The organism is Peribacillus sp. B65 (assembly GCF_058513295.1).
Genome location: NZ_CP195840.1, coordinates 5,331,441 through 5,344,429, shown reverse-complemented (window position 1 = coordinate 5,344,429; position 12,989 = coordinate 5,331,441). Strand labels below are relative to the sequence as shown.

13 protein-coding genes are annotated in these 12,989 nt (G+C 42.9%); 8 read left to right on the top strand and 5 right to left on the bottom strand.

Annotation, left to right across the window (positions count from 1 at the left end; translation table 11 throughout):
• The first annotated feature begins 87 nt into the window (after positions 1-87).
• Entirely contained in the window at positions 88-558 is a 471-nt protein-coding gene (gene ytkD, locus ACSR9O_RS26255; RefSeq protein ID WP_491725344.1) for an RNA deprotection pyrophosphohydrolase, read from the top strand.
• A gap of 197 nt (positions 559-755) precedes the next feature.
• On the opposite strand, the gene ACSR9O_RS26250 is transcribed toward ytkD, so the two are convergent.
• The 3 genes from ACSR9O_RS26250 to ACSR9O_RS26240 are packed head-to-tail and all read right to left on the bottom strand — an operon-like array spanning position 756 to position 3,291.
• The gene (locus ACSR9O_RS26250; protein ID WP_230178500.1) at positions 756-1,547 is read right to left on the bottom strand and encodes an ABC transporter permease; all 792 of its coding nucleotides are present in this window, start codon (positions 1,545-1,547) and stop codon (positions 756-758) included.
• Positions 1,537-2,307, bottom strand: a complete 771-nt coding sequence (locus ACSR9O_RS26245; protein WP_101225573.1) for an ABC transporter ATP-binding protein — start codon at positions 2,305-2,307, stop codon at positions 1,537-1,539. Before ACSR9O_RS26245 ends, ACSR9O_RS26250 begins: the two co-directional genes overlap by 11 nt.
• A 27-nt stretch (positions 2,308-2,334) precedes the next feature.
• On the bottom strand, positions 2,335-3,291 hold the full coding sequence (locus tag ACSR9O_RS26240; protein WP_101225594.1) for an ABC transporter substrate-binding protein: 957 nt from the start codon (positions 3,289-3,291) through the stop codon (positions 2,335-2,337).
• A 180-nt stretch (positions 3,292-3,471) separates the two neighbouring features.
• On the opposite strand from ACSR9O_RS26240, the gene ACSR9O_RS26235 reads away from it, so the two are divergent.
• The 4 genes from ACSR9O_RS26235 to ACSR9O_RS26220 all read left to right on the top strand — a co-directional run bounded on the left by ACSR9O_RS26235 (position 3,472) and on the right by ACSR9O_RS26220 (position 6,467).
• On the top strand, positions 3,472-4,260 hold the full coding sequence (locus tag ACSR9O_RS26235) for an alpha/beta hydrolase family protein (RefSeq protein WP_230178498.1): 789 nt from the start codon (positions 3,472-3,474) through the stop codon (positions 4,258-4,260).
• 48 nt (positions 4,261-4,308) lie between these two features.
• Positions 4,309-4,551: a DUF2584 domain-containing protein gene (locus tag ACSR9O_RS26230; protein WP_101225571.1), complete on the top strand. Its 243-nt coding sequence runs from the start codon at positions 4,309-4,311 to the stop codon at positions 4,549-4,551.
• A gap of 651 nt (positions 4,552-5,202) precedes the next feature.
• Positions 5,203-5,658: a 2-thiouracil desulfurase family protein gene (locus ACSR9O_RS26225; protein ID WP_491725515.1), complete on the top strand. Its 456-nt coding sequence runs from the start codon at positions 5,203-5,205 to the stop codon at positions 5,656-5,658.
• A gap of 38 nt (positions 5,659-5,696) precedes the next feature.
• Positions 5,697-6,467 carry a sulfite exporter TauE/SafE family protein gene (locus ACSR9O_RS26220; RefSeq protein WP_101225569.1) on the top strand — a complete coding sequence of 257 codons (771 nt, stop codon included), beginning with the start codon at positions 5,697-5,699 and terminating at the stop codon, positions 6,465-6,467.
• Positions 6,468-6,539: 72 nt separating this feature from the next.
• Here ACSR9O_RS26220 and ACSR9O_RS26215 read toward each other — a convergent pair whose 3' ends face one another.
• Positions 6,540-6,947, bottom strand: a complete 408-nt coding sequence (locus ACSR9O_RS26215) for a VOC family protein (protein ID WP_101225568.1) — start codon at positions 6,945-6,947, stop codon at positions 6,540-6,542.
• A 269-nt stretch (positions 6,948-7,216) separates the two neighbouring features.
• A complete protein-coding gene (gene wecB, locus ACSR9O_RS26210) occupies positions 7,217-8,353 on the bottom strand; it encodes a non-hydrolyzing UDP-N-acetylglucosamine 2-epimerase (RefSeq protein WP_232783029.1) in 1,137 nt (378 codons plus the stop codon).
• Positions 8,354-8,548: 195 nt separating this feature from the next.
• On the opposite strand from wecB, the gene ACSR9O_RS26205 reads away from it, so the two are divergent.
• From ACSR9O_RS26205 to ACSR9O_RS26195, 3 genes are read left to right on the top strand one after another with little or no spacing between them, the layout of a single operon-like run.
• The gene (locus tag ACSR9O_RS26205; protein WP_491725343.1) at positions 8,549-9,754 is read left to right on the top strand and encodes a glycosyltransferase family 4 protein; all 1,206 of its coding nucleotides are present in this window, start codon (positions 8,549-8,551) and stop codon (positions 9,752-9,754) included.
• Between the two features lie 23 nt (positions 9,755-9,777).
• A complete protein-coding gene (locus ACSR9O_RS26200; RefSeq protein WP_101225565.1) occupies positions 9,778-11,094 on the top strand; it encodes a glycosyltransferase in 1,317 nt (438 codons plus the stop codon).
• Positions 11,095-11,135: 41 nt separating this feature from the next.
• Positions 11,136-12,437: a nucleotide sugar dehydrogenase gene (locus ACSR9O_RS26195; protein ID WP_101225564.1), complete on the top strand. Its 1,302-nt coding sequence runs from the start codon at positions 11,136-11,138 to the stop codon at positions 12,435-12,437.
• The last annotated feature ends 552 nt before the right edge of the window (positions 12,438-12,989 follow it).

The following is a 12,989-nucleotide window of genomic DNA, read 5'->3' as shown; positions in this document are numbered from 1 at the left end:
TGGGTTCTTGCTGGATAGTAGTTTTTTTTACCCATATAATGAATGAAGGGGCATAGCATTATTTCTTATACGGAGAGAAGGGGAAAAATGAAACGTTTTCTTGATAAGAACGGATATAAAGTCGAATTCTCCGAGAATCCTGTCTTTGGAGAATCTTGGCATGTTTTTGTACTCAGCAGATATAAGGGCAGGTGGGTATTGACCAAACACAGAGAACGGGGATTGGAGTTCCCTGGAGGTAAACGGGAAGCAGGGGAATCGATTGAAGAAACAGCCATACGTGAAGTGTATGAAGAAACAGGAGGCTTGGTAGGCCAGCTGCAATTTTTGGGACAATATAAGGTACATCATCCAGTCAAGCCATTTGTTAAATCGATATACTATGCTGCATTGCGTGGGTTAGAAAAGAAACAAAATTACCTCGAAACGGACGGCCCGGTCTTTTTGGAAGCATTGCCGGATGTACTCGGTGAGGAGTTTAGCTTCATCATGAAAGATGAAATTGTACCGTTGAGCCTATCAAGATTGGGTGAAGGCAATTTGCTGAGAAACGATTGAATCGCCGGAATTCACGAGTAAAACGCCGAAATTCAAGAGTAAAAGCCTTATTCACGAGTAAATCGCGGAAACATACGAGTAAATGACCGAAACTCACGAGTAAAGCCTTATCACGAGTAAAACATCCGAAACTCAACTAAATTCATTTTTCACCTCAAGCATGAATGAAAAACTGCCGAGGTTTATCGGCAGTTTGGTTAGTCTTTGATTAATTTTCTCTCGAGCAGTTCTACTAGTTGATACATGATTGTGGCAAATACGGCAATGATCATTAAGGAAAGCATTACGAGGGTGAAGTTGAAGACTTGAAAGCCATAAATGATTAGGTAGCCGAGTCCTTTGGCTGAAACAAGGAATTCCCCTACGATGACGCCGACCCAGGAGAGGCCGACATTCACTTTCAATGTTGAGATGATCGTTGGGAAGGAGGCGGGTAATATGGCTTCCCGAAAAGCTTGTGTTCTTGTGGCGCCAAAAGTTTGGAGCACCTTCAGGTAGTTCGGGTCCACTTCGCGAAATGCGGTGTAGACGACGATGGTGGTGATGATGATGGAGATGATCGCCCCCATCGAGATGATGGATGGAAAGCCAGGGCCGAATGCTACGATGATGATGGGGCCGAGTGCCACTTTCGGCATGGCATTTAAAATGACGAGATAGGGGTCAAGAGTTTTGGATAATCTTGGCGACCACCATAGCAGGGATGCAAGGATCGTTCCAAGCAGTGTCCCTATGATAAAGCCGAGAACGGTCTCGAATAGGGTCACTCCGGAATGGGATAGAAGTGTTCCATCACCCAATTTCTGTATGAAAAGATGCCACACTTTAGTTGGGGAGCTGAAGATGAGCGGGTCAATCACTTCCATTCTGGATAAAAGTTCCCAACTGCTGAAAAAAACGATGAAAATCAGGATCTGATAAAAGCGAATGAGCCTGTTTTCTTTTTTTAATGAGGTTTTATATTGGTTATGAAGCTGTTCAATATTCAAGGCTCTCAAGCTCCTTCCAGATCGTTTGGAATAGCGTCGGATACTGTGGATGGTTGCGTGCATGGAAAGGTGAGAGTTCCCGCAGTTCATCGGGCACCTTGAAGGTTTTGTGCACGCTTCCCGGGTTCGCAGAAAACAGATAGATGCGGTCACTCATTGCAATGGCTTCACCGATATCATGGGTGACGAGCACAGCTGTCTTTCCGAAGGATTTTAGAGTTTCAAAAACAAGGTCTTCCAGCTTCAACTTCGTTTGGTAATCAAGAGCCGAAAACGGTTCATCAAGCAAAAGGATTTTTGGGTCGACCGCCAGTGTCCGTGCCAGTGCAGCCCTTTGCCTCATTCCTCCAGAGAGTTCGCGCGGATATAATTTTCCGGTGCCTCCCAATCCAACGTCACTTAAAAGTTTCAGCGTTTTTATTCTCTCAATGCCTTCATCCTTTTTAATCAGTTTCAATCCTAATAATATATTTTCTTCAATTGTCTTCCATGGAAATAGATAATCCTGCTGCAGCATATAGCCGATTGAAAGGTCACTGTTGGCTTTCAGCGGTTTGTTTTCGAGCAGGATCTTTCCTGCAGTGGGCGGAAATAGCCCGGCAATAATGGAAAGCAGGGTGGTTTTTCCGCAGCCGCTCGGACCTAGAAAAGAGACGAATTCACCTTTTTCAATGTCGAGGGAAATGTCCGCTAGTGCGGTCGCTGCCGTCTGATTTGAAAAATAAGTATGGTGAATGTCTTGGATTTTTAAAAAGCTCATCTGACATCCTCCTTACCTTTAGCTATGCTATTTTGTAACTTCTTCAGCAAAATCTGTATTGACCAGCTCTTCATGGCTTATGCGTGAAGGCAGCTCGCCTGCTTCATCCATGATGTTTTGCAGATTGTTCCATTCTTCTTCATCAAGAATGGGGTCGGTGGCAAAGGATCCTTGTTCTTTGTAGCGGTTGATAACTGTTTCCATCGTCTCGATATTGGTATCTTCAAAATACGGCTGAATGACATCGGCAATTTCGGCAGCATCATTTTCCTGAACCCAATCCTGTGCTTTCTTCAATGCCCTCGTGAATTTTTCGACAGTCTCTTTGTCTTCTTTCAAATAGCTTTCCTTAGCCATATAAACTGTATAGGGAAGATGCCCGGACTCTGTGCCGAAAGACGCGACGATATAGCCTTTTCCTTCTTTTTCAAAAACACTGGCCGTTGGTTCGAACAGTTGAACAAAATCGCCGGTTCCTGAAGCGAAGGCAGTTGCGACGTTCGCAAAATCAATGTTCTGGATGAGGTTCAAATCTTTTTTCGGGTCTATGTTATGTTTTTTCAATACGAACTCGCCGGCCATTTGCGGCATCCCGCCTTTTCGCTGGCCTAGGAATGTAGAGTTTTTCAGCATATCCCAATTGAAGTTGTCAATTTTTTCACGTGAAACAAGAAACGTTCCATCCGTCTGTGTTAATTGAGCGAAGTTGATGACGGGGTCGTTCGAACCTTGTGCCTGAACGTAAATCGATGTTTCAGAGCCAACGAGAGCAATATCGGCCCCATCGGACAGAAGCGTGGTCATCGTCTTGTCGCCGCCTGCCGTCGTTTTCAAATCAATGCTGAGACCCTCATCTTTAAAAAATCCTTTTTCAATCGCTACATATTGAGGTGTATAGAAAAGGGAGCGGGTTACTTCGGCAACCCTGACCTTCGTTGTTTCCTGTTCCTTGTTGCCGCATGCTCCAAGCGGGACCACCAGCATGCACAGAAGTAAAAATACGACACCTGCTTTACACCATTTTTTCAAAATTCCTTCCTCCTTGATATATAGGTATTTTGCCTACATTATCGTATGAACTGAAGAAAAAAATGTGAATGCCTCGCAGGGGATAAAAACAAGCGGATGTTTTACAATAAGATTAATGAGAAAGGAGAGTGGAAATTGGAGAACGGAACAATTATTTCAAAACGGCGGTTTCCATCACCGCATCCACGAATCCATCTTTATTCAGTTACGTACATATCACAAGGCCTGAAGGTAAAGGGGTTGCTGGCTGAACCTGTTGATGGCGAAATACATGATGCCTTCTTATATTTACGCGGCGGTATTAAAAATGTCGGCAAGGTGAGGCCCGCTAGGATCGTGCAGTATGCCGTAGAAGGTTTCATCGTTTTTGCCCCTTTTTACCGTGGGAATCAAGGCGGAGAGGGAGATGAGGATTTTGGAGGCGAAGATCGATTCGATGCGATATCAGGATTCAATCTTCTTGAACAGCATCCCCGAGTGAATAAGGATCACATTCATATCCTTGGATTTTCCCGTGGGGGCATCATGGCGCTTTGGACGGGGATATACTGTAGGAATGCAGCGTCGATCGTCACATGGGGTGGAGTGTCGGATATGTTTTTAACATATGTCGAACGTGTCGATATGCGTCGGATGATGAAGCGGGTCATCGGCGGTACACCTAAAAAATGCCCCGATCAATATGAATACCGTACGCCATTGTTTGTGATTGAAGATTTGAATGTACCCGTACTGATCATTCATGGTGAAAAAGATGACAATGTCGCCATAGAACACGCGTACCGGTTGGAAAAAAGATTGAAAATGCATGACAAAGAGGTCGAAAGCTGGTATTTCCCTCAATTCACACATTACTTCCCACCGGCCGTGAACAGAAAAGTAGTCGAAGATTTAACATCTTGGATGAAAAGTAAAACCGAATAATGATAGAATGAAGTATATACTAAGTATATTGGCAAGGAGGAGATACACATGGGCATGCCTATGGAGTTAAATACCATGATCGTGACAAAAGGGAACGAAACCCGTGAAGAAGAAAACATTTTTCGGCTGTCGAAAGCTGGATACAGGTTATACCCTATCGATATTCCAATCGATGTCCGTAAAACCATTCAATCTGACTCAAGCGGAACAGCCGTTATCCAAAAAATTGAATGGACCAGTGAAAAGACCATCATTACGTACCAACTACTATCACTGAACTCAACTAACTAAATAGACAAGCGCTTGCCGGGAATCGTCTTCGCTGCAAGCGCTTTTTTTGATTGTGTGGCAGAATTCGACCAGATGTGCGAAAAATTCAGGCTGCACACCAACAATTCGACCATACACGCACAAAATTCGATTCACGCACCAACAATTCAACCGTAACCGCCCATAAATCGACCCACGCACCAACAAAATCGCCCGTACACGCTTATAAATCGACCCACGCACCAATAGATTCGACCGTACACACTCATAAATCGACCCACGCACCAACAATTCGCCCGTACACGCCCATAAATCGACCCACGCACCAACAATTCGCCCGTACACACTCATAAATCGACCCACGCACCAACAATTCGCCCGTACACGCCCATAAATCGACCCACGCACCAATAATTCAACCGTAACCGCCCATAAATCGACCCACGCACCAACAAAATCGACCGTAAACGCTCATAATTCGACCCACGCATCAACAAAATCGACCATACACGCCCATAATTCGATTCACGCATCAACAATTCAACCGTAACCGCCCATAAATCGACCCACGCATCAACAAAATCGACCGTAACCGCTCATAATTCGACCTCTGCACTAATAATCCAACCTACGTGGTAAAATGGTGGAAAGCGCATGAGGTGGGGTGATTTGATGATTTTGGTGAGTGCTTGTTTGGCGGGGCTTGAGGTAAGATACAATGGTACACATAGCCTGGATGATGGAATTATGGAATTAATGAGGGAGAAAAAGGCTATAGCGGTTTGTCCTGAGTTGCTTGGCGGTTTTTCGACACCGAGGGAGCCTGCTGAGATAGTCGGCGGTGAAGGTGGCGATGTCCTTGATGGAAAAGCGAAGATCATCGAAAAGTCGGGCCGGGATGTAACGGAATTGTACATAAAGGGAGCGAATCTTACGTTATTGAAAGCCCAGGAGGTAGGGGCAACGTTAGTCGTTTTAAAAGAAAATAGTCCATCCTGTGGGAGTGCCACGATTTATAATGGGGAATTCAAGGGGGAGAAGAAGGTCGGGAATGGAGTGACCGCGGCTTTGCTTAGGCGGCATGGATTCACTGTCATTTCAGAGGAAGGGTTAATTGAAAAAGAGTAATGGCATTTTAGATAGTGCTTTTGAAAGAAGGGGAATACATGGAGGATATCAATCTCTATACTTTGTTATTTTTAGTACTTGCGGGTTTTATTGCCGCATTCATCGATTCCGTCGTGGGCGGGGGCGGTTTAATTTCCATTCCGGCTTTATTGTTCACGGGGATTTCGCCTTCAGCGGCACTTGCCACTAACAAGCTGGCGGGTACCATGGGATCTTTAACGAGTACGATTTCATTCATTCGGGCTGGAAAAGTGGATTTCAAATTCGTTATCAAGCTGTTTCCGATTACTGTGATTGGAGCGGCGTTAGGAGCATACGTTGTACATTTCGTTTCCGCAGAGATACTGAAACCCCTCATTTTGATTTTATTGATCGTTGTTGCGATTTATACGTTAGTAAAAAAGGATTGGGGTAAAGATGCAAAGTATAAAGGGCTGACAAGGAAGAAAACGATTCTTTTAATAGTCATAATATTTGCGATTGGTTTTTATGATGGTTTTCTAGGACCAGGCACAGGTTCCTTTTTATTATTTTCACTTTTGATCATTGGGTTTGATTTTGTCCGGGCTGCCGGGAATGCAAGAATATTGAATTTTGGAAGCAATATTGCCGCACTTATCATTTTCTTATCTATGGGGACCGTTAATTTTGCCTATGGAATTCCGATGGGTCTTGCAATGGTCGCAGGAGCACTGGTAGGAACGAACTTCGCAATTAAAAAAGGTGCTTCCTATGTACGTATATTATTCATTTGCGTCACGATTTTATTGATTGGAAAAAATGTCCTTAATTATTTTCATGTGTTTTGATGCATCGTTTCCGTGAATGATTCTATTAAAAATGGCCGGGGATACAAATCGTATTTTCGGCCATTTTTACATTCATTTTGTGAAATTCAAGTCCCAGTGAATGCCGAATTTATCCTTGACCTTACCATACTTAGCTCCCCAAAAGGTATCTTGCAGTTCCATTAAGGATAATCCTTGTTCACACATAACCTCATATAAATGCTGGATTTCCGAGTCGCTTTCACATTCGAGGACCAATGCTACATTATTCCCGGCATCAAAGGGATTGCCTGGAAAAGTATCGGATACCATGATCAACATATCGCCTTTTTTGATTTTTGCATGCAGAACAAGTTCATTCGCTTCTTCAGGTGTTGGGAAATCAGCTTCACCGTAGGTTTGCATATCGGTAATCTCTGCTTGAAATACTTCTGCATAAAAGGCTAATGCGTCTTTTGCTTGTCCATCGAAGATTAAATAGGGGGTAACTTGATTTTTCATACTAATCCTCCTGTTTCATGTCATGACTATCAATTCGACAGGGAGATCTTATCCTCCTTTATATTCAAGGGGGCTTAGCTGCATTTTCGATTGTGAGTCATGTTCATTTCCTCATCCAAAAAATTAAAATCAAATTTTCTTGTCAAAACAAGCTTCGCAGATGTAACTTCCTTTTTTTAATATGCTTTTTAATCTGGAGCGAATCCACCTTGTAATGAAAAAATCCTGCCGCTTACATGACAGGATTTTTTCATTACTATATTTTTCTTTCATAATGGAAGGGGGGACTTCATTCCGCAATGTTTCAATAGGATTTCAACTATGCGTTGTGAAGCGAATCCATCTCCATATGGGTTGGAGGCTGTCGCCATTTTTTTATAGGTTTCTTCATTTGTAAGTAAGTTTGTGGCTAATTCATAAATTCGTTCTTCCTCAATTCCAGCCAATAAAAGGGTACCAGCATCGATTCCTTCCGGACGTTCTGTTGTATCGCGTAACACAAGGACAGGAACACCAAGTGAGGGAGCTTCTTCTTGCACACCTCCGGAATCTGTCAATATTAGATGGGCATGCGCCGCAAAATTATGAAAATCAAGCACCTCAAGCGGCTCTATTAAGTGAAGTCTTTGTGTTTCACCAAAAATCCGGTAAGCAATTTCACGGACTACTGGGTTTTTATGAAGCGGGAAAACAACTTGGATATCCTTGTGATCTTCAAGCAGCCGTTTGACGGAACGGAATATTTCTTCCATTGGTTTTCCGATATTTTCTCGTCTGTGCGCTGTCATCAATAACATGCGATCCCCATTCAAACCAGATAGAATCGGATGTTCATAATCTTTCCGTACTGTTGTTTTCAACGCATCGATTGCCGTATTTCCAGTAATATGAATACAATCACTCTTTTTATTTTCCAAAATTAGATTCTCTGCCGCCTGATTTGTTGGCGCAAAGTGCAAATCAGCCAGGACACCTGTCAGCTGCCTATTCATTTCTTCAGGATATGGAGAATACTTATTACCAGTCCGGAGACCAGCTTCAACGTGACCAATCTGTATCTTATTATAGAAAGCGGCCAAGCTTGCGATGAAAGTTGTTGTTGTATCCCCGTGTACGAGGACGATATCCGGTTTTATATCTTTCATGAGAGAACTCAATTTTTCAAGCCCTCGAGTTGTAATCTCTTCTAATGTTTGTCTATCCTTCATCATATCCAAATCGTGATCTGGCTTTATTTTAAAACATTGCAAGACTTGGTCGAGCATTTCCCTATGCTGGGCGGTGACCACCACGATGGTTTCTATTTCTTCTGGATGCTTTTTCAGTTCCAAAACGACTGGTGCCATTTTGATAGCCTCTGGTCTTGTACCAAATACGGTCATGACCTTAATACGTTGTTTAGGCATGCTCATTTCCTCCCCTTCTGAATGTCTCCCCCATTATAACGGGAAGTTCATGGGAAATATAAAAATGAAACAATAATTAACAGAATTTTTACAATATTAATAGGGACTTTATATTTCTTTAACCTCCAGTTAATATCTGGCATTTACAATATAAAGCAGGAAGTAAGCAAAGCAGAATAGAGGTGATAGGCGAATATGAAAAGCGTCCTGATGATCGTGCAAAACTTTTATCCGGAAATCGGAAGTGCGGGAAATAGAATGAAAAATATATATCTCCATTTGAAAAGAAACGGATTTGAGGTAACGGTCATCACATTGAAGCCGAGTTATCCTAATCAAAGTTTATATCAAGATACAAAGTTTTGGGATGAAGAAAGCATTGAAGAAGATGTCATCAGGATTAAACCGGACAAAGTGAAGAGGTATACAAGCAATATGGGGAAGCGGTTGCTTCATTATCTTGAAGCGATGTGGCTTTTCATTTATACAATCATCCGTCTCGAAAAAAAATATGATTACGTGTTTGCCACGACTCCGCCAATCTTCCCGACACTGGCGGCGTTGATCGCCAAGAAAAAGATGAAGGCGAAACTCATTACCGATGTCAGGGATTTATGGCCGGAATCGTTGATAGGAGTAGGAGTATTTAATAATAAGTGGGTTTTGAAAATCGCTTTCTTCCTGGAAAGGAAGCTATATCGGCTTTCAGATTTCATTATCATCAATAGTCCTGGTTTCAGGGATTATATCGTTGCAAAGGGAGTCAAGGAAGAGGCCATCCAATACATCCCCAATTCGCTTACTGCGGATGAGCTGACGTTAAAGAACTTGCTTACACCTGTATCGGAAAAGGTAATCAAGGTCGTTTATGCGGGGAATATCGGACTGGCCCAGGACTTGAAAAAGCTGATAGCCGTAGCTGAAAAGCTAAGGGAACATAAACAAATCGAGTTCTCGATGATTGGATATGGATATCGGATATCCGAAGTGGAGAAGGAGATAAGCTCTAGAGGGCTGACAAATATTAAGATGATTAATGCGATGAATCGAAGAGTGACTCTTCATGAAGTTTCAACGTCCCATATTGCCTATGTGAGCTTGGTTGAAAAAGAAGTCTTCAATAAGGTGCTGCCTGGTAAAATCATCGATTATATGTGTGTCGGAATACCCATTGTCGGTGATGTGGACGGCAGGGCCAAGAAAATGCTATCAGAGGCGAAATGCGGGTTGGTGGCAGAGAGCAGAAATGTTGATGAAATCTGTCAGCTTATCTTGACCATGGCCTCAGATCCAGCCCTTCGTGAAGAACTGGGGGAAAACGGTCATCGGTATGCTAAACAACATTTTCAATGGTCTAAAAATATTAAAGGTCTCATCAATGTGATGGAAGCGTCAGGCTGAAAAATTCGGAAGTGGAGGACAACATGGCGAAGAATGTATGTATGTTCGTGTGGAATCACTTTACAAACGATGCAAGGGTTCTAAGAGAATGCACAGCACTTACTGAAGCGGGTTATGAAGTCGATTTAATTGCCATTCATAACTGGAAAATCGAGGGTTTGCCCAAAAAGGAGAAACACGAAAATGGTTTCACTGTCACTAGGGTGAATAATCGCTGGGATGCGCTTCATAGGATTCTCAGGATCGTAGGCAAATTGAAGAAAAAGAAGTTTGAAATCGTTCTATTGGCCTTATTGGTCTGGAATACGTTGTGGAACTTGAACTTGATCAACGGCTGGTTGGGATCGGCAATACTGTTCGGCTCATTTGCACTCCTTGCGATGGGCACCCTGATGATCACTAAAACGAAGCTGCCGACACTATTAACGAGGAGCTACATTTTTGGTCAAATGATCTATCATGGCCGGAAAAGGAAATATGATTTTTATCATTCAAATGACTTGAATACGCTCATGCAGGGAGCGATCAGCAGTAAATGGTTGAGAAGGAAAAAGCTGATTTATGACTCGCATGAAGTACAAACGAGCAGAACGGGATATAATAGCCGAATTTACGGGATGATGGAGAAATTCCTATTAATGTTCGTGGATGAAATGATTGCCGAAAACCATACGAGAGCTAAGTATAACGAAGACTTATATGGTCTGTATCCCAAAGTGGTCCATAACTACCCGATTCCAACCAATCCGGAGGAAAGTACGGCCGTGAATTTGCATGAGCTGCTCGATTTGCCAGAGAATGAACCGATTTTGTTATACCAAGGCGGCGTTCAAATGGGAAGAGGGTTAGAGCAATTGGTTGATGCTGTACCGATGATTGAGGGCGGGACGGTAGTTTTTATCGGAGATGGAAGAATCAAGGATGATTTAATGAAAAAAGTAAGTGACATGAATCTGGAGCATCGTGTGAAGTTCTTACCGAAGGTTCCGGTCGACGAGCTGCTCCATTATACAAAAAATGCGTATTTAGGTTTTCAGATATTGAATAATGTCTGCTTTAATCACTACTCCGCTTCTTCAAATAAATTGTTTGAATACATGATGAGCGGTGTGCCTGTGGTTGCCTGCAGCTTTCCTGAAATTCAAAAGGTTGTCGATACGGAAAAAATCGGTGTATGTGTCGATTCACATGATCCAAAATCAATTGCCGAAGGCGTCAATTACTTATTGAAACATCCTGAAAAAAGGGCGGAAATGAGCAATAACTGCCTGAAGGCGCGGCAGAAGTACAATTGGAAACAAGAGAAGGAAATCTTTATCGAAATCTATCAAACAGCCTAACAAATTTGAGTGTAGCAGAAAAATAGATAGGAGTGGTTTATATGAAACTTTGTACAATAGGACTTGGTTATATAGGACTTCCGACTTCTTTAATGTTTGCGAAACACGGTGTCGATGTTGTCGGCGTGGATATCCATCCTGAGATTATTTCCAATTTGAATAGCGGCAGGCTCCATATCGAAGAACCTGGATTGGAGGAGGTATTGCAAGAAGTGCTTAATTCCAATAAGTTCCGAGCTGCGTTAAGCCCGGAACAAGCGGATGTTTTCATTATCGCAGTTCCTACTCCAAATAAAAAGGACATGCATCAATCATGTGATTTAACTCATGTCATGGATGCAACCTCAAACATTCTTCCTTTTATCAAAAAAGGGAATGTCATCATTATTGAATCGACGATTGCGCCAAGAAGCATGGATGATCATATTAGACCGATGATCGAGAGGTCGGGCCTTACAATCGGAAAAGACATTTTCCTAGTTCATTGTCCGGAGCGTGTTTTACCTGGAAGGATTCTTGAAGAGTTGGTTCATAATAACCGTATCGTCGGGGGCATCACGGAAACATGCTCATATAAAGGAAGCCTTGTTTATAAAACCTTCGTTCAAGGAGAAATCATTCAGACGGATGCGAAAACGGCTGAAATGTCCAAACTGATGGAAAACACCTTCAGGGATGTCAATATCGCCCTTGCGAATGAGCTGACGAAAATCTGTTTCGAGCTGGATATCAATGTTTTGGATGTCATATCGATGGCAAACAAACACCCTCGTGTAAATATTCACCAACCAGGACCAGGAGTTGGCGGCCATTGTTTAGCGGTCGATCCGTATTTCGTCGTTGCAAAGGCACCAGAGCAAGCGAGAATCATTAAATTGGCCCGCGATACCAACGTATCGATGCCTTATTATATCGTTAATTCCGTAAGGATGATGCTAGAGGGGATCCGGAAGCCAAAAGTGGCTGTTTTCGGTCTTGCGTACAAAGGCAATGTAGATGATATTCGTGAAAGTCCCGCCATTGATGTCGTCAACATCTTGATGGGGATGGAAAACATGGATGTATCCTTGCATGACCCTCATGTCCAATCTGGAAAGATGCCAGTCGTATCAGTGGAAGACGCTGTAAACGATGCCGACTTGATACTTGTCCTGACCGACCATGATGAATTTAAACAAATGGATTATGATAATCTATCAAATCTCATGAGAAATAAATTGATTTTGGATACACGCAATTGCATTGATGCAACTAAAACAGATGTCCCGGTGGCCAATCTGGGCAATATATATCAATACAAAACGATGTCCATGAAAAAAGCCAGGAATAAAGCGATCATCTAAAAACTTGGACAAACATCGATATTGTAATAAGGATTAAGGGGCGCTGACTATGACAGTGCCCTTTTTGAATAGCATCATCTGGCAGGAAGAACGGAGGACAAAAAATCAATGAAGAAAAGGACCAAGCGAGAGCTTGGTCCTTTCAGAAACTGTGGAAACGTTTCAGTTTAAATCCGCTCCCTTTCCGCCAAGCCCCCGCCAAACAATCTGGAGGGGGCTTGGCTAGCCATATATTAGGCCGTTGCCGCCATTATTCGGCCTAAACCGTACTTATTGACCTAAGACGCCGTTATTGGACGTACAGGGCACATTATGCGGCCGTTCACCGCAGAAAATCGACCTACAGGGCACTAAATTCGACCGTTGTCGCAGAAAATCGACCTACACGGTACTAAATTCGACCGTTGTCGCAGAAAATCGACCTACAGGCACTAAATTCGACCGTTCACCGCAGAAAATCGACCTACACGGCACTGTATTCGACCGTTGTCGCAGAAAATCGACCTACAGTGCACATTATTCGACCGTTCACCGCAGAAAATCGACCTACAG